This is a genomic window from Pseudomonas sp. P4_C3, from assembly GCF_056402075.1.
The window spans coordinates 1-18,812 of the sequence record NZ_JBFUIC010000087.1 but is presented as its reverse complement, the minus strand read 5'-3'; the positions used below and the strand labels follow the sequence as shown (position 1 = coordinate 18,812).

At 62.1% G+C, this 18,812-nt stretch carries 18 protein-coding genes and 2 pseudogenes; 12 read left to right on the top strand and 8 right to left on the bottom strand.

Annotated features, from left to right (window positions below):
- Positions 1–364: pseudogene (locus AC1DVH_RS15855) on the bottom strand (3-methyl-2-oxobutanoate dehydrogenase (2-methylpropanoyl-transferring) subunit alpha); the annotation flags it as partial.
- A gap of 185 nt (positions 365–549) precedes the next feature.
- On the opposite strand from AC1DVH_RS15855, the gene bkdR reads away from it, so the two are divergent.
- Positions 550–1,038, top strand: coding sequence for a Bkd operon transcriptional regulator BkdR (gene bkdR / locus AC1DVH_RS15850; protein WP_007976593.1), 489 nt, complete (start codon positions 550–552; stop codon positions 1,036–1,038).
- 112 nt (positions 1,039–1,150) lie between these two features.
- Here bkdR and AC1DVH_RS15845 read toward each other — a convergent pair whose 3' ends face one another.
- On the bottom strand, positions 1,151–2,014 hold the full coding sequence (locus AC1DVH_RS15845; RefSeq protein ID WP_477754604.1) for an MBL fold metallo-hydrolase: 864 nt from the start codon (positions 2,012–2,014) through the stop codon (positions 1,151–1,153).
- A gap of 103 nt (positions 2,015–2,117) precedes the next feature.
- Between AC1DVH_RS15845 and AC1DVH_RS15840 the strand changes: the two genes are divergently transcribed.
- The 6 genes and pseudogenes from AC1DVH_RS15840 (at position 2,118) to nahK (ending at position 8,896) form a co-directional block, all read left to right on the top strand.
- A complete protein-coding gene (locus AC1DVH_RS15840; protein WP_477754603.1) occupies positions 2,118–2,459 on the top strand; it encodes an ArsR/SmtB family transcription factor in 342 nt (113 codons plus the stop codon).
- Between the two features lie 161 nt (positions 2,460–2,620).
- Positions 2,621–2,764 (top strand): annotated as a pseudogene (locus tag AC1DVH_RS15835) (FAD/NAD(P)-binding protein); the annotation flags it as partial.
- A 15-nt stretch (positions 2,765–2,779) separates the two neighbouring features.
- Entirely contained in the window at positions 2,780–3,586 is an 807-nt protein-coding gene (locus AC1DVH_RS15830) for a sulfite exporter TauE/SafE family protein (protein WP_477754602.1), read from the top strand.
- A 250-nt stretch (positions 3,587–3,836) separates the two neighbouring features.
- Positions 3,837–5,021, top strand: coding sequence for a porin (locus AC1DVH_RS15825; RefSeq protein WP_477754601.1), 1,185 nt, complete (start codon positions 3,837–3,839; stop codon positions 5,019–5,021).
- A 154-nt stretch (positions 5,022–5,175) separates the two neighbouring features.
- Complete coding sequence (gene nosP / locus AC1DVH_RS15820; RefSeq protein WP_477754600.1) at positions 5,176–6,333, top strand: nitric oxide-sensing protein NosP; 1,158 nt, start codon at positions 5,176–5,178, stop codon at positions 6,331–6,333.
- Entirely contained in the window at positions 6,263–8,896 is a 2,634-nt protein-coding gene (gene nahK / locus AC1DVH_RS15815) for a hybrid sensor histidine kinase/response regulator NahK/ErcS' (protein WP_477754599.1), read from the top strand. The genes nosP and nahK overlap by 71 nt, the downstream gene beginning before the upstream one ends.
- Before the next feature lie 123 nt (positions 8,897–9,019).
- Here nahK and AC1DVH_RS15810 read toward each other — a convergent pair whose 3' ends face one another.
- The 6 genes from AC1DVH_RS15810 to AC1DVH_RS15785 form a co-directional block, all read right to left on the bottom strand.
- Entirely contained in the window at positions 9,020–9,682 is a 663-nt protein-coding gene (locus AC1DVH_RS15810) for a response regulator (protein WP_477754598.1), read from the bottom strand.
- Positions 9,683–9,738: 56 nt separating this feature from the next.
- The gene (locus AC1DVH_RS15805) at positions 9,739–10,296 is read right to left on the bottom strand and encodes a PQQ-dependent catabolism-associated CXXCW motif protein (protein WP_477754597.1); all 558 of its coding nucleotides are present in this window, start codon (positions 10,294–10,296) and stop codon (positions 9,739–9,741) included.
- 131 nt (positions 10,297–10,427) lie between these two features.
- Positions 10,428–11,219, bottom strand: a complete 792-nt coding sequence (locus AC1DVH_RS15800; RefSeq protein WP_477754596.1) for an ABC transporter permease — start codon at positions 11,217–11,219, stop codon at positions 10,428–10,430.
- A complete protein-coding gene (locus AC1DVH_RS15795; RefSeq protein ID WP_477754595.1) occupies positions 11,216–11,947 on the bottom strand; it encodes an ABC transporter ATP-binding protein in 732 nt (243 codons plus the stop codon). Before AC1DVH_RS15795 ends, AC1DVH_RS15800 begins: the two co-directional genes overlap by 4 nt.
- A complete protein-coding gene (locus AC1DVH_RS15790; RefSeq protein ID WP_477754594.1) occupies positions 11,944–12,918 on the bottom strand; it encodes a YVTN family beta-propeller repeat protein in 975 nt (324 codons plus the stop codon). Before AC1DVH_RS15790 ends, AC1DVH_RS15795 begins: the two co-directional genes overlap by 4 nt.
- A 30-nt stretch (positions 12,919–12,948) precedes the next feature.
- Positions 12,949–14,133: an ABC transporter substrate-binding protein gene (locus AC1DVH_RS15785; RefSeq protein ID WP_477754593.1), complete on the bottom strand. Its 1,185-nt coding sequence runs from the start codon at positions 14,131–14,133 to the stop codon at positions 12,949–12,951.
- Between the two features lie 210 nt (positions 14,134–14,343).
- On the opposite strand from AC1DVH_RS15785, the gene pedF reads away from it, so the two are divergent.
- The 5 genes from pedF to AC1DVH_RS15760 all read left to right on the top strand — a co-directional run.
- Complete coding sequence (gene pedF / locus AC1DVH_RS15780; protein WP_477754592.1) at positions 14,344–14,805, top strand: cytochrome c-550 PedF; 462 nt, start codon at positions 14,344–14,346, stop codon at positions 14,803–14,805.
- Between the two features lie 3 nt (positions 14,806–14,808).
- Complete coding sequence (locus AC1DVH_RS15775; protein ID WP_477754591.1) at positions 14,809–15,684, top strand: substrate-binding periplasmic protein; 876 nt, start codon at positions 14,809–14,811, stop codon at positions 15,682–15,684.
- Positions 15,685–15,694: 10 nt separating this feature from the next.
- Positions 15,695–16,456: a quinoprotein dehydrogenase-associated SoxYZ-like carrier gene (locus AC1DVH_RS15770; protein WP_477754590.1), complete on the top strand. Its 762-nt coding sequence runs from the start codon at positions 15,695–15,697 to the stop codon at positions 16,454–16,456.
- A gap of 31 nt (positions 16,457–16,487) precedes the next feature.
- Positions 16,488–17,426, top strand: coding sequence for a quinoprotein relay system zinc metallohydrolase 1 (locus AC1DVH_RS15765; protein WP_477754605.1), 939 nt, complete (start codon positions 16,488–16,490; stop codon positions 17,424–17,426).
- A 289-nt stretch (positions 17,427–17,715) separates the two neighbouring features.
- Positions 17,716–18,812: PQQ-dependent dehydrogenase, methanol/ethanol family (locus AC1DVH_RS15760; protein ID WP_477754589.1), on the top strand; the 1,097-nt coding region annotated here is incomplete at its 3' end.

The following is an 18,812-nucleotide window of genomic DNA, read 5'->3' as shown; positions in this document are numbered from 1 at the left end:
GGGCCTGGGCGCTGCCGATGGCTTCTTCGCCAAGGCTCTGCATGTAGAACGACATCTTTTTCTGACACTGGGCGACCACCATGCGGTTGTCGTAGATGCGGGTCTTGAGCATGGCACGCATGCCCTTGCGCAGGATCTCCACCGGCACGTTTTCGGCCCACGGCCCAAGGGCATTGCCCTGGTCGTCGAGCACGCGAATCAGGCCACGGGCCAGATCAGCCGTGTCAGCCGGTTCAACGTCGATAGGGGGTTTGCGCACCGTGCCGGCATCGGTCAGATGCAGGTAGGAAAAGTCGGTTTTACAGCCGGGACGGCCCGAGGGTTCGGGGACGTGCAGGCGCAGCGGTTCATACGCTTGGGTCATGGCTTCTACGCTCGATCTTGTGAATTTCTTGTAGTGAGCTGACAGATTTCGTTCGGTAGAAGAAATCTTGTCCTACAACAATCATAGGCCCGGCCAAGAAGAATATTTCTCTCTGTTTCGTTGCGTTAAAGATCATTTGCAGATAAAAAACCTGCATAAACATAAAAAACAGGTGGTTTTATCTCATGCGCAAACTGGACCGTACCGATATCGGCATTCTCAACAGCCTTCAGGAGAACGCACGCATCACCAACGCCGACCTGGCGCGTTCGGTGAACCTGTCGCCGACGCCATGTTTCAACCGGGTCAAGGCCATGGAAGAACTGGGGGTGATTCGCGAGCAAGTGACGCTGCTGGATGCCGACTTGCTGGGGCTGCATGTGAACGTGTTCATTCACGTCAGCCTGGAGAAGCAGGTGGAGGAGGCGCTGCAGCATTTCGAAGAGGCGATTTCCGACCGCCCCGAGGTGATGGAGTGCTACCTGATGGCCGGCGACCCGGACTATCTGATCCGGGTGCTGGTGCCGACCATCCAGTCGCTGGAGCGCTTCATGATGGACTTTCTGACCAAGGTGCCGGGGGTGGCGAACATCCGCTCGAGCTTTGCGCTCAAGCAGGTGCGCTATAAGACCGCGCTGCCGTTGCCGGCGAATGGGCTGACGTTGGGTAACTGAAAATCAAGGATCGCGCTTTGTAGGAGCTGCCGAAGGCTGCGATCTTTTGATTCTGGCGACAGATGGATCGCTGAAGATCAAAAGATCGCAGCCTTCGGCAGCTCCTACAGGGTTAGAGTTTGTTCAGGGGGATTTTCAGGTAGGTCACGCCGTTGTCTTCGGCCGGCGGCAAATTCCCCGCCCGCACATTCACCTGGATCGCCGGCAGCAACAGTGTCGGCATCCCCAATCCCGCATCGCGCCGGGTGCGCATTTCCACGAAGGTGTTCTCATCGATGCCGTCGCGCACGTGGATGTTGCTTTTGCGCTGTTCACCGACGGTGGTCATGCATTCGGGGGCGCGTCCCTCGGGCGGATAATCGTGGCAGATGTACAGGCGCACGCTGGCGGGGAAGGCCAGCAGCTTGTGGATCGAGGCGTACATCTGGTTGGCATTGCCGCCGGGAAAGTCGCAGCGGGCGGTGCCCACGTCCGGCATGAACAGCGTGTCGCCGACCAGGATCACATCGTTGCCGATCAGGTAGGCCATGTCCGCCGGGGTATGACCGGGCACGTGCAGGGCAGTCGCCTTGAGATTGCCGATCATGAACGATTCGTCGGGGGCGAACAGGTGATCGAACTGCGATCCGTCGACGCAAAAGGCAGGCTCCAGATTGAACAGCGCCTTGAACACGTCCTGCACCTTGCTGATCGACTCGCCAATGGCGATCTTGCCGCCCAGCTGCCCGCGCAGGTATGGAGCGGCGGACAGGTGATCGGCGTGGGCGTGGGTTTCCAGTAGCCATTGCACCTGCAAGTGACGGGCGTGGACGAAGGCGATGATTTTGTCGGCCTGGGTGGTCGCGGTACGCCCGGAGGCTGCGTCGTAATCGAGCACGGGGTCGACAATCGCACACTGGCCTCCATCCGCCTCGTAGACCACGTAGCTGTAGGTCGAGGAGGCAGGGTCGAGGAAAGCTTCAATCAGCGCGGGCATGGACACGAACCTGTGCAGGGGTAGAAAAGTCAGTCATGGGTTGCAACACTTTATATAAAAACATAATGTTCACAGCTTAAGTGACGTTGAAGGCATCCTGCAAATGCAATCCAGTCTGACCGAATGTGAAGTCGCCCAACTGCGCGCCTCGGCCTCCAGGGCGTGTGCGCTGCTCAAGGCCCTGGCCAATGAGGATCGCCTGTTGATCCTGTGCCAGCTGACCCAGGGTGAGCGCAACGTAGGCGAGCTGGAAAAAATGACCGGTGTGCGCCAACCGACCCTGTCCCAGCAATTGGGCATCCTGCGCGATGAAGGACTGGTCGCTACCCGTCGTGAAGGCAAGTACATTTTTTATGGTCTCGCCAGTCACGAAGTGATTCAGGTGATGAAAACCCTCTCCGGGCTGTATTGCGGGGCCGTGCTTAAAAGCTGGGTTCAACCCTGAACCTATTCAACACACCGAACCTGTGGGAGCGAGCTTGCTCGCGATGGCGTCGGCACATTCAACATAAATGTTGGCAGACCAACCGTCATCGCGAGCAAGCTCGCTCCCACAAGTTTTTGGTTTGACTCGTAAATCCTTGCGTGCAGCAAAAGGAACAAGCAATGAACGATCAACACTGGGGCCCATCCATCAGTGCAGATATCGTGGTCATCGGCGGCGGCACAGCGGGTATCGGCCTTGTCGCCAGCCTGCTCAAGCGTAGCCCGCATCTGAACATCACCGTGATCGAACCCGACTCCCGGCACAACTGAGAACTCCCTATGTTGCTGGCAAGTCTGTTTGGCGTAGTGATGGGGTTGGTGCTCGGCTTGACTGGCGCCGGTGGCGGTATCCTTGCGGTCCCGGCCCTGGTGTTGGGGTTGGGCTGGAGCATGACCCAGGCCGCTCCGGTGGCGTTGTTCGCGGTGGGCAGTGCGGCAGCGGTCGGCGCCATCGACGGTTTGCGCCATGGCCTGGTGCGGTATCGCGCGGCGCTGCTGATCGCGGCGTTGGGCGCGGTGTTTTCGCCGCTGGGCATCTACTTCGCCCATCAGTTGCCGGAAAAGATCCTGATGATCCTGTTCAGCCTGCTGATGGTCGTGGTAGCCGGGCGGATGTTGCGCCGCGAGCGCAAGGACGAGGGCCCCAGCGATCACGGTCACGCCAACTGGGGCCAGAAGAACTGCATGCTCGATCAACAGACCGGGCGCTTTTCCTGGACCGCCAAATGCACCGCGACCCTCGCCGCACTGGGTGCGGTGACGGGGGTGGTGTCGGGGTTGCTGGGGGTGGGTGGCGGCTTTCTGATCGTCCCGGCCTTCAAGCAACTGACCGATGTGCAGATGCGCGGGATCATCGCCACGTCGCTGATGGTGATCAGCCTGATTTCGGCCATCGGCGTGATCGGCGCGTTCCAGGCCGGCGTGCGCATCGACAGCGTCGGCGCCATCTTCATCGGCGCCAGCATTGCCGGCATGATCGTTGGCCGCAAGCTCTGCGCCCAGGTACCGGCGCGGGCGTTGCAGGTCGGGTTCGCCAGCATCTGTTTCGGGGTCGCCGTGTACATGCTGATAAAAGCGAGCGCTTGACTTGCAGGAGCCCGGCTTGCCGGCGAAGGGGGCTTCAAGTGCGTCTTCGCCGGCAAGCCGGCTCCTACGGAAAGCGGTTCTTTACAACTTTAGTGGCTTGCCCTGCCGACAAGCGGTCGTACGTCTTAGTTGTCGCGCACAGCCGCCCATTCCAAAGCACTTCAAAACCAGCCCCAAGGCAGCGTATGGCGCCGCCGGTCAGGTTTCGATAATCGCCTCCGACATTTAGTCCCCCGTTTCGGAGCGCGCCATGCACAACAATAAGAACGTCACGCATCGTTTTCTGCCTGCCTTCATCGCCAGCCTGTCTGCCCTTGGCCTGAGCCCGCTGGCCGAGGCGGATATCATGCTGTACGACAAGGACCAGACCACGTTCTCCACCGACGGCTACATCAACGCCTTCTACGTGAACAGCGATGTCGACCGCGCCGGCGAGCAGTTCGACCGTCGGCAGTCGCGGGTCAAGATGGGCTTTTTGCCCAACTACCTGGGGTTCAACATGGGCAAGCAGGTAGACGATCTCAAGCTCGGTGCCCGCGCCTCGTTCTGGGTCACCATCAACGACAGCCAAACCAACGGCACCGACACCGCCATCGATGTGCGGCAGTTCTTCGGCACCGTGGCCAACCCGCAATGGGGCGAAGTGCTGATCGGCAAAGACTTCGGGCTGTTCGCCCGTTCCAACATCCTGCTCGACGAAATGCTCGCCGGTTACGGCCAGGTCAGCGATACGTTGGGGCTGGTGGATGGCGGCGGGGTGTCGTTCGGCAACATTGGCACCGGTTACCCGTATCCGTTCCCGACCTCGCAGATCACCTATCGCACCCCGGTGATGGACGGTCTGCGTGTGGCGGTCGGCATCATGGACCCGGTGGACACCAACGACAGCAGCCCGACGGGCAAGGCCTATCAGGAAAACCCGCGTACCGAGAGCGAAGTCACCTATCAGTTCGACCTGGCCGGGGCAAAGATCTACAGCTGGGTCAACGGCAGCTACCAGACCTCGGACAACACCGATTCCACGGTCGAGACCGTCACCTCCAAGGGTGTCGGTTATGGCGTGCAGGCGAAGATGGGCGGCTTGTCCCTCACCGGGTCCGGTTTCCAGGCCAAGGGCATCAACCCGTTTTTCACCAACAATGCCGGCGAGCCGACCCTGCGCAACGTCGACAGCGACGGCTACCTGTTGCAGGGCTCCTACAAACTGGGCAAGAACCGCTTGGCCTTGTCCTACGGCAAGACCAATGACGATGGCAATGGCGTGGTCGGCAGCGGCGCAGACTACGAGACCCGCGGCATCGCGTTGTTCCATGACGTGAACGACAACCTCAAGCTGGTGGCCGAGTACAACCAGTTCGAAATCAACGGCCACGACACCAGCGAGCAGAACGAAGACACCGACACCTTTGCCGTGGGTGCGGTGCTGACCTGGTAACCCCGGGAGGTGGCCCTGGCCGTGCGCATCGCGGCGAGGGTCGCCAACCGTCTCATCCCATCGAAGCGGCTACCCGCTACCCAAGTAGCATTCGTCGCACCCCACAGACTTCGTACACTCGTGCCTCATACACACGCACCTGCGGGAGGTAAGGATGCAGCAGAGCGAAGGCGTCGTCAGTGCAATGTCCCAGGCCACCGATGCCCGGCAGGTCGCGCAGGAACTGGCCAGACAGTTGTTGCATCCGCACCTGGGGTTCGTGCTGTTCTTCTGTTCCGCCGAGTACGACTTGCAGGCGCTGGGCCAGGCCCTGCAGCAAAGCTTCGGCGGCATTCGCCTGGCGGGCTGCACCAGCGCCGGGGAAATCACCCCGCTGGGCTACGGGCGCAATTGCGTGACGGCGGTGGGTTTCGATCATCGGCACTTTTCCATCGCGATCGAGCTGATCGACCAGATGGAGCACTTCAGCCTGATCGACGCCCAGCAAATGGTCGAGCGCCTGGTCAGTGGCTGTCGCAGCAACACCCTGGCTCCGATCAAGGGCAACAGCTTTGCCCTGACCCTGCTCGATGGCCTGTCCAGCCGCGAAGAAATGGTCCTGGCGGCCTTGAGCGCGGCATTGGGCGACATTCCGCATTTCGGCGGCTCGGCCGGCGACGATAACTACCTGACCCATACCCATGTGTACTTCGATGGCGAGTTCCACAGCGGTGCGGCCGTGGTGGTGCTGGTCAATACCTGGCTGGATTTCGAAGTGTTCACCACCCACCACGTGCTGCCCCGCGCCGAGAAGCTGGTGGTCACCGGAGCCGACAGCGCCTCACGGCGGGTCTTCGAACTCAATGCCGAGCCGGCTGCCGCCGAGTACGCCCGGCACATCGGCGTGCCGGTGGCGCAGCTCGATCACCGGGTCTTCGCCGCGCACCCGTTGGCAGTGCGGATCAACCAGCAGTACTACGTGCGGGCCATCCAGCAGGTGCATCCGGACCTGAGCCTGAGTTTCTACTGCGCCGTGGAAAACGGCATCGTCCTCACCGCCATGACCCCGGGGCCGATGCTGCCGAACCTGCAGAGCCTGTTCGAAGGGTTGCAGGAGCGCCTGGGCGATTTGCTGCTGACCATCGGTTGCGACTGTTTCCTGCGGCGTCTGGAACTCGAAGACGACGGCAGCCTCGATCAGATCGGCTCGTTTTTGCGTGAGCAACGGGTGATGGGTTTCAACACCTATGGAGAACAGTTCAATGGCATGCACATCAACCAGACCTTCACCGGCGTTGCCATTGCCCGTGGCCGTGCCCCCGGACATCGCTGAGCTGCAGGCCGAACTGGCCAGGCTGCGCCTGGAAAACCATAAACTGCAGCGCATCAATGGCGCACTGATCGAACGGGTCGAGTCCGGGGTGACCCGCGGCAACGATCCGTACGCGGCATTCCAGCATTCGGTGGTGCTGGCCGAGCAAGTGCGCGAACGCACCGATGCCCTGAACCAGGCCATGGCCGAACTCAAGGCCGGTAATCATTTGCTCAGCGAAGCCCGCTTGCGCGCGGAAACGGCGCATCAACACCTGATCGACGCCATCGAAAGTATTTCAGACGCCTTCGTGCTGTTCGACGCCGAGCAGCGCATCGTGCTGTTCAACAGTCGCTTCAAGGCGTTCTGGAGCAACAGCCGGGTGCGGATCAACGCCGGCATGCGCCTGACCGAGGTCAAGCGGTTGATGATGAACAACGGCCTGTTCACCGAAGAGCCGCGCGGGCATGCCGACGAAAACCTGCTTTACCGCCTGCAGAACGGGCGCTGGCTGCAAGTCAGCGAGCGGCCGACCCAGGAAGGTGGGCGGGTGATTCTGTTCACCGACATTACCGACGTCAAGCTCAGCGAAACCGTACGCCGTGAGCAGGCGGTGGCGCAGAAGTCGCATCTGTTGCAACGGGCGGTCGACAACCTGTCCCAAGGGGTGGCGATGGTCAGCGCCGAGGGCATCCTGGAATTGTGGAACCGGCGTTTCCTGGAATTGAGCGGCCTGGCGCCGGTGGCTGCCCATCGCCCGTTTGCCGAAGTGATCGCCGACAGCGAGTTGAACCTTTTGACCCCGGCCAGTCGCGATGGCAACGGGCGACCGGTGCGCGAATGCGAGCAGCGTCTGTACGATGGCCGGGTCCTGGAAATCCGCACCCATCCGTTGCCCACCGGCGGTTTCGTCAACACCTTCACCGACATTACCGAGCGCTACCAGCACGCCGAAGCGCTGAGTGAAAGCGAACACTGGATTCGCCTGATCACCGATCACGTACCGGCATTGATTGCCTACCTCAATGCCGACCTGGTCTACGAGTTCACCAACAAGGTCTATGAAGAATGGTACTGCTGGCCCCGCGGCGTGATGCTCGGCCAGAGCCTGCGCGAAGTGCACAGCGAACAGCATTACCAGCGGCTGGAGTCCTACGTGGCCAGGGCACTGGCGGGCGAGAGCGTGACCTTCGAGTTCGCCGAAACCAACGTCAACAACCAGGAGCGCTACATGCTGCGCTCCTATGTGCCCAACCGTCTGGCCAGTGGCGAGGTGGTGGGGATTTTCGTGCTGATCCGCGACATCACCGAACGCCGCCGCACCGCCGAGGCGCTGCACCAGGCTTATCAGAACCTGGAGCTGCGGGTACGCGAGCGCACAGCGGAATTGACTACCCTCAACGACCAGCTGCTGCGCGAGATCGATGAGCGGCGCCTGGTCGAGTCACGCTTGCGCGAGGCCAAGCAGGAAGCCGAGCAGGCCAATCTGTCGAAAACCAAGTTCCTCGCCGCCGTCAGCCACGACCTGCTGCAACCGTTGAATGCCGCGCGCCTGTTTACCAGTGCCTTGCTGGAACGGCGCGAGCCGATGTCCAGCGAGACTCTGGTGCGCAACGTGAGCAATTCCCTGGAAGACGTGGAGAACCTGCTCGGCACCCTGGTGGATATTTCCAAGCTCGATGCGGGGGTGATCAAGGCCGACATTGCACCGTTCGCCCTCAGTGAACTGCTGGACAACCTGGCCGCCGAATACACCCAGGTGGCGCGCAGTGAAGGCCTGCAACTGCACTTCATCGGCTGTTCGGCGCTGGTGCGCAGCGACATCCAGTTGCTCGCGCGGATTCTGCGCAACCTGCTGAGCAATGCGATTCGCTATACCTACAGTGGCCGCGTGGTGCTCGGTTGCCGGCGGCATCACCAGTGCCTGACGATCGAAGTCTGGGACAGCGGCATGGGCATTGCCGAGCATCGCCTGGAGGAGATTTTCCAGGAGTTCAAGCGCGGTGATGTACAGCGACCCGATCAGGATCGCGGCCTGGGCCTGGGCCTGGCGATCGTCGAGAAGATTGCCGGCATCCTCGGGCATCGCATTCATGTGCGTTCGTGGCCGGGCCGGGGCTCGATGTTCTCGGTCGAAGTACCGTTGAGCGCCACCGCGCCCAAGCCGCAGCCGGCGTTGCAGATGAGCGAGCCGATGCTGGAGCGCCTGCGTGGAGCGCGGATTTGGGTGCTGGACAATGACGCGACCATCTGTGCCGGCATGCGCACCTTGCTGGAGGGGTGGGGGTGTCGGGTGGTGACGGCGCTGTCGGAGGAGGACCTGGCGCGGCAAGTGGACAACGACCACGCCAAGGCCGACCTGCTGATCGCCGACTACCACCTGGACAACGATCGCAACGGTGTCGACGCCGTGGCCCGGATCAATGCCCGGCGCGCGTCACCGATTCCGGCGATGATGATCACGGCCAACTACAGCAACGAACTCAAACAGCAGATCCGCGAACTGGGGCACACCCTGATGCACAAACCGGTGCGGCCGATGAAGCTCAAGACCGCGATGAGTCATTTGCTTGGCCGGCCTTGAGGTGGGTGGCGCTTGAACTGACGTCATCGCGAGCAAGCTCGCTCCCACAGGGACTGCATCGTACCTGTGGGAGCGAGCTTGCTCCGGGCGGCGATCCGACGATGGCAGCGCTGCGGTCTTGAATCAACGCCGCAGATAAGACCCGAAATCAATATCCCCGGCACTCAGGATCGCCTGCACCCGGTTGTGCACGTTGAGCTTGCGCAGGATCGCCGAGACGTGGGCCTTGACCGTGGTCTCGGCGATTTCCAGGGTGTAGGCGATCTGCTTGTTCGATTCGCCCTTGGTCATGCGTTCCAGTACCTGCAGTTGCTTGCGGGTCAGGGCCTGGAGCAGTTCGGGCGGGAAGCTCGGGGTGTCGTTCCGCCGGTGGGTGCTGCTTTTGGCGGTGCGGATGATGTCCGGGGGCAGGTAGACATTGCCGTTGAGAATCTGCTGGATGGCATCGGTCATCTGGGTGCGGGGTGAAGACTTGGTGATAAAGCCCACCGCGCCGTAGGTGATGGCTTGCAGCACGATCTGTTTGTCCTGCTCGGCGGAGACAATCACCACCGGAATGGTCGGTGCCTCGTTACGCAAGTTGATCAGGCCATTGAGCCCGTGCATGCCGGGCATGTTCAGGTCGAGCAGGATCAGGTCCAGATCGTCGTGTTCCTGGGTCAGGGCCAGGGCGCTGTCCAGGTCAGCGGTTTCCATCACTTCGCTGCCGGCAAAACCGTCGCTGATGACGTTGTGGATGGCTTCGCGAAACAGCGGGTGATCGTCGGCAATCAGAATTTTGTACATGGCCTTTCACCTCATTATTTTGATTATGGTGTGGCAACAACACGCACGCGTAAAGCTCAGGGAAAGGGTTCGGGCCGGGCGGGCGAAACCGGCAGGTTGGCCGCTTGCCAGGCGTCCAGGCCATCGCGATACCAATACAGCGTCTTATAGCCCATGGTGGCTGCGCGCTTGACCGCATTCCAGCTCAACCAGCAGTCGGAGCGGCAATAGAAGACCAGCGGTTGCGTCGGGTCGCCGGCGGTCAGCTTTTTCAGGTTGGCGGCGAAATAGTCCTGCCATTGCGGCGTCAGGTCACCGTCCCCGGTATTGGCCAGCCAATGGCTGCCGGGCAGGTTTTCATGGGGCTGGTCCTCGATGAATTGCCCTTGCAGCCACTGACGGCGGTAGACGTCGATCAGCACCGGGCGTGGGGGTTGGTTGAGCAGGGTTTGCAGGGCGGGGGTGTCGATGATGGTTGCGCCTTGCAGCTGGTCGGGTGTCGGGCTGCGGTACAGGCCGATGCGATAGCCGTCGGTGGAGAACAGCGCTGTGTCGGCCTGCGCGGTACTCAGCAGCAGGCCCAGCGACAGGGCGGCGAAAGCAGGGCGCAATAGGCAACGTCGGGCACGCGGCATGGGTTCAGTCCTTATAGTTATGGACCTATTACATGCCAGTCGGGGGGCTTTGGGAATGCGACGATAGACAGGGAAACCAGTACTAAAGTAGTAATTTCACCCTGTTCAATGAAGATCCTCCTGTGGGGTAATCAGCTGGCTTTGCGCAGGGCCGCATGCTGCGGGTTGAAGGTCAGTACGGCGAGAAACGCGAACAGCAGTGTCAGCCCCGTGCACACCGCCAGCGCCAGCGGATTGAAGCGTTCATACAGGGCGAAACGCACCAGCTCCACCGCATGGGTAAAGGGATTCACCGCGCATAGCCAATACAGCCACTCGCTGGCCTCGCGCATCTTCCACAGCGGATACAGCGCGGACGACAGGAAAAACAGCGGGAAGATCACGAAATTCATCACCCCGGCAAAGTTCTCCAGCTGGCGGATCGCGTTCGACAGCAGCAGGCCCAGTGCGCTGAGCATCAACGCCACCAGCAGCAGGGCCGGCAACGCCAGCAACAGCCCCATGGCCGGTGGCCGCACGCCGTAGACCCAGGCAATCGCCAGGAACGCATACACCTGCAACAGCGAAATCAGCGACGTGGCCAACAGTTTGCTGCACAGCAGAAAGGTGCGGGGCAGGGGGCTGGTCAGCAGCACGCGCATGCTGCCCATCTCGCGGTCGTAGACCATCGACAGTGAGCCCTGCATGCCGTTGAACAGCAGGATCATGCAGGCCAGGCCGGGAATGATGTAGACCTCGTACGGTATGTAGGTGTCGTAGGGTTCGATGATTGCGATCCCCAGCGCTGCGCGAAAACCGGCGGCGAACACCAGCAGCCACAGCAGCGGCCGCACCAGGGCGCTGAGAAACCGCGTGCGTTGCAGCACAAAGCGCAGCCATTCGCGCAGCACGATACCGCTAAAGCATTGCCAGTAAGCGTTCATCGGGCAGCTCCTGATGTTGTCAGGCGGGTGAAGGCCGAACCGAGGTCACCGCCGTGTTCCAGGCTCAGGGCATCGGCCTGTCCGCTGGCCACCAGCCGGCCTTGATGCAGGATCAACAAGTCATCGCTGGGCTGCACCTCGTCGAGCAGGTGGGTGGTCCAGAGCACGCTGATGCGCTCCTCGCGACACAGGCTGCGGATGTGCTGGTTGAGCGCCAGGCGACTCGCCGGGTCGAGGCCGACACTGGCTTCATCGAGCAGCAACAGGCGCGGCTCGTGCAACAGGGCGCGGGCAATTTCCACCCGGCGGCGATGGCCGCCATTGAGTTCACGCACCCGTTCGCGACGGCGGTCGGTCAGGGCCTGGCGGTCCAGTTCGGCGTCGACCCGAAGGTCGGTCTGACGCCGGGACAGGCCATGCAATGCGGCGTGATAGCGCAGGTTCTGCTCGACGCTGAGGTCCAGGTCCAGGGTGCTTTGCTGGAACACCACGCCCAATTGCCTGAGTGCCGGGCGTGCGGCGCTGCGCAATGAATTGCCACCGACGCGGATCTCGCCGTGCTGCAGATCATAGAGCCGGGTCAGCAGGGCAATCAGGGTCGACTTGCCGGCGCCATTTGGCCCCAGCAGCGCGGCGAAACGCCCGGGTTCCAGGCTGAAACTCACCTTGCGCAATGCCTCTCGAGCACCGTAGACGAAACTCAGGTCGCTGACTTCAAGGGCGTTCATGGCGTCACCACCACGCCCCAGGGATAGCGCCCGACCTTCACCGATTTGCTGACCTTGAGGCTGTCGACATCGATCACCGAGACATCGCCGCTGACGCCGTTGGTGGCCAGCAATTGCTTCTGATCCGGGGTGAACGCCATCTGCCAGACCCGTCGACCCACCAGCAGGTAATCGAGAATCTCGAAGGTTTTGGCATCGATCACCGCCACATGATTTGCCGGGCCCAGTGCAACGAAGCCGTACTTGCCATCGGCGCTGAGCTTGATGCCGACCGGCTGGACTTTGTCCGGGTGCACGCCCTTGATCTGGAAGTTCAGGGTCTTGAGCACGGTGCGGCTGGCCACATCGAGAATGGTCACGGTGCCGCCGATTTCCGCCGAGGCCCAGAGCCGGGCGCCATCGGGGGAGAACTCGACGAAGCGCGGGCGCTGGTCCACCAGGGTGCTGTCGGCCAGGGTCTGGGTGCCGGTGTCGATCCAGTGCAGCATGTTGGTGGTCTCGCTGGTGTTGACCGCCCATTTGCCGTCGGGGCTCACCGCCATGCCTTCGGGTTCGACACCGACGTTGATCTGGCCGAGTACCTTGGAGGTCTCGGTGTCGATCACTGTGACCAGCGCATCGTCTTCGTTGGAGACGTACAACCAGCGATTGTTCGGGTGCAGGGCGAATTGCTCGGGGTCTTTGCCCGAGGGCAGTTCCTTGATGATCTTGCGCGTGGCCACGTCCATCACCTGGACCCGGTCCGAGTCACTGGCGCAGATGTACAGCAGCTTGCTGTCATGGGACAGCAGCAGGCCGCGGGGGCGCTGGCCGACGGGCAGGGTGTCGGTGACTTGCAGGGTCTGCAGGTCGATCAGGCTCAGGCTGTTGTCCTTTTCGTTGGAGACCCAGGCAGTGCTGGCAACGGCATGGCCAGCGGCGAGCAGCATGACCCAGGAAAGTAGGGAGCGGCAGAGCAGGGTGCGGCGCATGGCGGATTCCTTGTTGTTGTGATGATCGGATCAGGGAAAGCGGCAGCTGACCTCGGGCTTGTCGTAACCCAGACTGTCCATCTCGTTGAACGGGTGCAGAAAGCCATCCTGGGGTGAGGTGCTGACCAGCGCCCGGGGCTGGACAATGGGAATCGGCTGGCGCAACTGGCCGTTCCACGGCCGGTAGCTGAGCTTGCGGCCCTTGAAACCGTCGAGGGGCAACTGGTCGCTGATTTCCAGCGTACGGATCGCCATCGGCTCGGCCTGGCGCAGTTTGCTCACGGCGCTGGCGATACTGCGCACGGCCATCCAGGCGGCGAAATCGCGGTCATTCATCCAGCGCCCGGTCAGGGCTTCAAAGCGCTTTTGCAGCTGCGCGGCACCGTAGGTTTCCACGGTCTTGTGCCAGCCCACCGGGGTCAGGCCCTGGGTGCCGGCGACCGGGCGCGGGTACCAGGTCTGGTAGGGCACGTATTCACCGAAGTCGCCGCGTTCATCGGCCACCAGTACCACGTCGTACTCGGCGGTCTGGGTGAACAGCGGCATGTCGGCCTGGGCGCTGCGTCGCTGGTCGTTGTCGAAGCTCCAGGTTTTTTCCGCCACCAGTTGCAAGCCGAAGCGCTTGGCGGCGCGGCGCAGGGCGGCGGCATAGGCTTGATCGTCCGGCGTCGGGCCGACAATCAGCAGCGCTCGCTGCCATTTGCGCAGCACCAGAAACTGCGCCAGTGCATCGGCGAGCATCGCCCGGCTCGGCAAGGTGTGCAGCACGTTCGGCAGGCAATCGGAGGTGCGCAAGTTGTCGTCCGGGCTGCCGGCGTTGAACAGCAGGCTGTCGGGCAGTGCGGCACTGAGTTGGCGCAGGCTGGTGGCAGGTGCGTTCACCACGAACAGGCGCAGGCCTTGTTCATGCTGCACCTTTGCCGCTTCGAGCAAGGCCTCGGGGCTGTCGACACTGGCGCTGAACAGACTGTAGCCGTGGTTGAGAAAACGCCCGGTGCTGTTGCTGTCGGTGATCGCCAGTTCGGCACCGCGCAGCCCGGCATCGGTGGGCTCGGGGATGACGTTCGACAGCAACGGGCCTGGGTCGGGGCGATAACCCAGATAGCCGATGCGCACCTGCAAAGGTGCATCCGCCGCCTGGCTCTGGGTGGCCAGGCCGGCGGCGCAGGCAATCGCCAGCAGGTAGATCAGGGCGTAAGGGGCAAGCTGGCGCATAGGGCACTCCATTACAGGTAGCGCCAGCTTAGGTAGCCCGTGATGGTGAGGAAATATGCAGAAAGTACCGGTGGTGTCCATCCAGCGCCTTACTACCAAGGGACTAGCTGGCGACCACCAAAGCAGCATGGGGTGAGCGCGATGCCGTTTCTAAGATGGCTGCCATAGCCTCTGCCAAGAGGTTTTGCGTGCAATCCAGAGGGCATAACAATGACAACAAAACGCAACGCCTTGCTCGTGACCGGGCTATTGGCCGGTCTTATCAGCGCAGGTTCCGCCTGGGCCCACGGCAACGTGGTGCCACAGGCCGTGGCGACCCCGGGGCTGACCCCGATCAAGGACGCCGGTGTGCAACTCGATGCCGATGGCTGGGCCGCGGTGAACCCGTATCGCACCGCTGCGGAACACGACAAGGCAGTGGAAATCGGTGCCTCGGCCTACACCCAGAATTGCGCGGCCTGTCATGGCCTGGAAGCCAAGTCCGGCGGTATCGCCCCTGACTTGCGCATGCTCGATGTCGGCGAGGCGGGCGATGAATGGTTCGCCGAACGGGTGCGCCATGGCGCGGTGCGCGACGGTCGGGTGTACATGCCGAAGATGGCCGACTACCTGAGCCAGGAAGCCCTGTGGGCGGTGCGCACTTATCTGGACACTGTGCACGTCGAGGAGTGACCCATGCGCCTGCTCGCGGTGTTGATCGGCGCTCTGTGGCTGTGCTGCCAGCCGGCGCAGGCGCAGGTTCGCAACTACGACGAAATGATCGCCGCCGGGGAGCTGAAGGTGGCGGTCTACAAGGACTTCGCCCCCTACAGCTTTGAAAGCGCCGGAAAGCCCCAGGGTGTCGATGTCGAACTCGCCGAAGCCTTGGCCAAGGCGCTCGGCGTGCGCCTGACGCTGATCTGGGCGCCGGCGGGAGAAAAGCTTGATGACGACCTGCGCGATTACATCTGGCGTGCCAGTGCCTTGCACAACCAGCAACTGGCCGACCTGATGATGCGCGTGCCCTATGACCGTGACTACGCGCAGAAGCGCAACGAGTTCGGCGAACTGGAAAATGGCCACGTGGTGATGTTCGGTCCGTACCAGAACGAACAATGGCAGGTGGCCTATGACCGTCGGCGGCTGGACAAGGTCGCCAGCGTCGCGGTGTTCGAGCAACACCCGATTGGTGTCGAAGTCGACAGCATACCGTCGTTCTACCTGACCTCGGTGTTCAACGGCATGCTCGCCGGCAAGACCCATCACTATCCCGGCGTGCCCCAGGCGTTTGCCGCGATGAAGGCCGGTGAGGTCGACGCGGTGATGGCCATGCGCGGCGAGATCGACTGGCAAGTGCATGAAGCGGCCGACCCGCAAGTGGCACTGGCTGAGAACGCCTATCCGAACATGGGCAAGCAGCTCTGGGAGATCGGCATGGCGGTGCACGAAAGCAACCGTCAACTGGCCTATGCCGTGGAAGAGGCGCTCGAAGGCCTGATTCGCGAGGGCGCGGTGAAGACCATCTACGGCCATTACGGCCTGCGTTACGACGTGCCCGAGATGTATCAATAAGGAGCAGGCGATGAAATGGCGAAGGAGTTGTCTGTTGGCCTGCTGGTTAAGCCTGGCGGCACAGGCCGCCGAAATCGATCCCGGCAAAGACCCGGTGCCATCGGTGATGTGGACGTTCTATCACCAGCAGTTTCTTGGCAATGCGCCGTTCGTTTTCGATGATCGGGTCAAGTTGCTGGCGCCGCCGTTTGCCGAAGATGCCCGGCAGGTGCCGCTGGAAATCGACGCCCGGGCGTTCAACGGCGAGGTGGTGAAAATCCTCGCCTGGGCCGAGCTGAACCCTTTGCCGAAAATCGTCGACTTCCAGCCGCTGAATTCGGTTTTGCCCTGGTTGTCGTTGCGCATTCGCATCGAACAGGCCACCCCCTTGCGGGCGGCGGTGTTGACCCGTGACGGCCTGTGGCATGTCGGCTCGACCCTGATCGACGCGGCAGGTGGCGGCTGCACTGCGCCGAGCGTGGTACGCAGCCAGCCGGGCTGGGAGGAACACATCGGCGAAGTGCTCGGCGGGCGTTATCCCCGGGGCGAGTTCAGCCGTTTGCGTTTGCAGGTGGCCCATCCCATGGACAACGGCATGGTCAGTGGCATCCCGGAATTCTTCATCAACCATGCCGAGTTGCGTGACCGTAGCGAGCAAGTGCTGGCCCGGCTGGAGCTGTTTCCCGCGGTCAGTGAAAACCCCAACCTGGCCTTCGACATCGAAGGGGCAGGGCAAACGCGCCTGCTGCTACGGGACAACAGCGGCAATGAGTTCGATGCGTCGATCCTCTGACCTCAAGGAGCGTGACCCCAAGGAGCGTGGCATGCGCTGGATCCTGTTGATGGTGTTAAGCGTCAGTCTGCCGGCCCTGGCCGATCTTGAATACTCACTCAAGCCCAGGCAGATCGCCCAGGACACCTGGCTGCTGGAAGGCAGCACCGATAACTTCGCCAAGGCCAACGGCGGCAACATCGTCAACACTGCGTTCATCGTCACCGAACGCGGTGTTGTGGTGATCGACAGCGGGCCGTCCAGGCGTTACGGCGACGCGATGCGCAAGGCCATTGCCGCCACCACCGACAAGCCGGTGATCCAGGTGCTGCTGACCCACCACCACCCGGACCATGTGCTGGGCAATCAAGCCTTCAGCGACGTGCCGATCGGCGCCTTGGCCGGCACCACCGAGCTGTTGCACCGGCAAGGCGATGCCATGGCCGAAAATATGTACCGCATGGTCGGCGACTGGATGCGTGGCACCGAAGTGTTGTTGCCGACTCAGACGCTGACACCCGGCGTGAAAAGTTTTGGGAATCACGATTTGCGTCTGCTGAGCCTGGGTGGGCATACGGGCGCGGATCTGGCTATTCTCGACCAGCACACCGGCGTGCTGTTTGCCGGGGACCTGGTGTTTTATCAACGGGCGCTGACCACGCCCAACAGTCCAGGGCTGTCAGTGTGGCTGGCGGACATCGCGACCCTGCAAGGCTTGCCCTGGACGCTGATCGTGCCGGGCCATGGGCCGGTGGCCAGTGATCGGCAACCCTTCGAGCAAATGCGCGATTACCTGACCTGGCTCGATCAGCTCATGCGCGACGGCGCCGCCAATGGCAGCGACATGGCCGAGATGATCCGCAGCCCCATCCCCGAACGCTTCGCCAGCATCAATTTGAGCCGCTACGAACTGATCCGCAGCGTCAGTCACCTGTACCCACGTTACGAGCGCGAGCGGATGACGCGGGTGGATTCCAACGCGCAAAAGTGAGCAAACACAGAACCCCTGTGGGAACACCCTGTGGGAGCGAGCTTGCTCGCGATGGCGTCGTATCAGCCGACATCAATGTTGACTGTCAGGACCTCATCGCGAGCAAGCTCGCTCCCACAGGGGACCTGTGTCTGGCACAAAATCCGCTACTCATCTCCTCCCACCCTGTACCAAGGAACTAGCAATCTCCTCATTGCGGGCAATTGTTGCCAGGGCGGCGGCGCCCAAGAATCTGCACCAGACCGGGAAAATTTTCCGGACATAACAAAAATCCGCAGAGGAAGCCGTCATGACCCAACCCGCACGTCGCCAGCCCTTCGTCTTGAGCCTGCTACTCAGTGCCATGCTGTTGTCCGGCCAGGCATTGGCCGGGGTTTCCGACCAGGACATTCTCCAGGACCCGAAGAACCCGGAACAGGTCGTGACCAACGGCCTCGGCGTTCAGGGTCAGCGCTACAGCCCGCTGGATATTCTCAACGTCGACAACGTCAAGGAGCTGCGACCGGCCTGGGCGTTTTCCTTCGGCGGTGAAAAACAGCGTGGCCAGCAGGCGCAGCCGATGGTCAAGGACGGCGTGATGTACATGACCGGTTCCTACTCGCGGGTGTTCGCCGTGGATGCGCGCACCGGCAAGAAACTCTGGCAATACGACGCGCGCCTGCCGGATGACATCCGCCCCTGCTGCGACGTGATCAATCGTGGCGTCGCGCTGTATGGCGACCTGGTGATTTTCGGCACCCTTGACGCCAAGCTCGTGGCGCTGAACAAGGACACCGGCAAGGTGGTGTGGAGCAAGAAAGTCGCCGACCACAAGGAAGGCTACTCGATCAGTGCCGCGCCGCTGGTGATCAACGGCAAGCTGATTACCGGCGTGGCCGGTGGCGAGTTCGGTGTGGTGGGCAAGATCGAGGCCTACGACCCGAAAAACGGTGATCTGCTGTGGACCCGGCCGACGGTCGAAGGCCATATGGGCTACGTCTACAAGGACGGCAAAGCGGTGGAGAACGGCATCTCCGGCGGCGAGGCGGGCAAGACCTGGCCGGGCGATCTGTGGAAAACCGGCGGCGCGGCCCCTTGGCTTGGCGGCTATTACGACCCGGAAACCAACCTGCTGCTGTTCGGTACCGGCAACCCGGCGCCGTGGAACTCGCACCTGCGCCCTGGCGACAACCTCTACTCCTCATCGCGCCTGGCACTCAACCCGGACGACGGCACCATCAAGTGGCACTTCCAGAGCACGCCCCACGACGGTTGGGACTACGACGGCGTGAACGAGCTGGTGTCGTTCAACTACAGCGAAGGCGGCAAGGAAATCAAGGCGGCGGCCACTGCCGACCGCAACGGCTTCTTCTACGTGCTGGACCGCACCAACGGCAAATTCATCCG

Bases quoted from the DNA above. Each gene is read 5' to 3' on its own strand.
- bkdR (WP_007976593.1), top strand. From the start codon at position 550: ATGCGCAAACTGGACCGTACCGATATCGGCATTCTCAACAGCCTTCAG.
- AC1DVH_RS15845 (WP_477754604.1), bottom strand. From the start codon at position 2,014: ATGCCCGCGCTGATTGAAGCTTTCCTCGACCCTGCCTCCTCGACCTAC.
- AC1DVH_RS15840 (WP_477754603.1), top strand. From the start codon at position 2,118: ATGCAATCCAGTCTGACCGAATGTGAAGTCGCCCAACTGCGCGCCTCG.
- AC1DVH_RS15830 (WP_477754602.1), top strand. From the start codon at position 2,780: ATGTTGCTGGCAAGTCTGTTTGGCGTAGTGATGGGGTTGGTGCTCGGC.
- AC1DVH_RS15825 (WP_477754601.1), top strand. From the start codon at position 3,837: ATGCACAACAATAAGAACGTCACGCATCGTTTTCTGCCTGCCTTCATC.
- nosP (WP_477754600.1), top strand. From the start codon at position 5,176: ATGCAGCAGAGCGAAGGCGTCGTCAGTGCAATGTCCCAGGCCACCGAT.
- nahK (WP_477754599.1), top strand. From the start codon at position 6,263: ATGGCATGCACATCAACCAGACCTTCACCGGCGTTGCCATTGCCCGTG.
- AC1DVH_RS15810 (WP_477754598.1), bottom strand. From the start codon at position 9,682: ATGTACAAAATTCTGATTGCCGACGATCACCCGCTGTTTCGCGAAGCC.
- AC1DVH_RS15805 (WP_477754597.1), bottom strand. From the start codon at position 10,296: ATGCCGCGTGCCCGACGTTGCCTATTGCGCCCTGCTTTCGCCGCCCTG.
- AC1DVH_RS15800 (WP_477754596.1), bottom strand. From the start codon at position 11,219: ATGAACGCTTACTGGCAATGCTTTAGCGGTATCGTGCTGCGCGAATGG.
- AC1DVH_RS15795 (WP_477754595.1), bottom strand. From the start codon at position 11,947: ATGAACGCCCTTGAAGTCAGCGACCTGAGTTTCGTCTACGGTGCTCGA.
- AC1DVH_RS15790 (WP_477754594.1), bottom strand. From the start codon at position 12,918: ATGCGCCGCACCCTGCTCTGCCGCTCCCTACTTTCCTGGGTCATGCTG.
- AC1DVH_RS15785 (WP_477754593.1), bottom strand. From the start codon at position 14,133: ATGCGCCAGCTTGCCCCTTACGCCCTGATCTACCTGCTGGCGATTGCC.
- pedF (WP_477754592.1), top strand. From the start codon at position 14,344: ATGACAACAAAACGCAACGCCTTGCTCGTGACCGGGCTATTGGCCGGT.
- AC1DVH_RS15775 (WP_477754591.1), top strand. From the start codon at position 14,809: ATGCGCCTGCTCGCGGTGTTGATCGGCGCTCTGTGGCTGTGCTGCCAG.
- AC1DVH_RS15770 (WP_477754590.1), top strand. From the start codon at position 15,695: ATGAAATGGCGAAGGAGTTGTCTGTTGGCCTGCTGGTTAAGCCTGGCG.
- AC1DVH_RS15765 (WP_477754605.1), top strand. From the start codon at position 16,488: ATGCGCTGGATCCTGTTGATGGTGTTAAGCGTCAGTCTGCCGGCCCTG.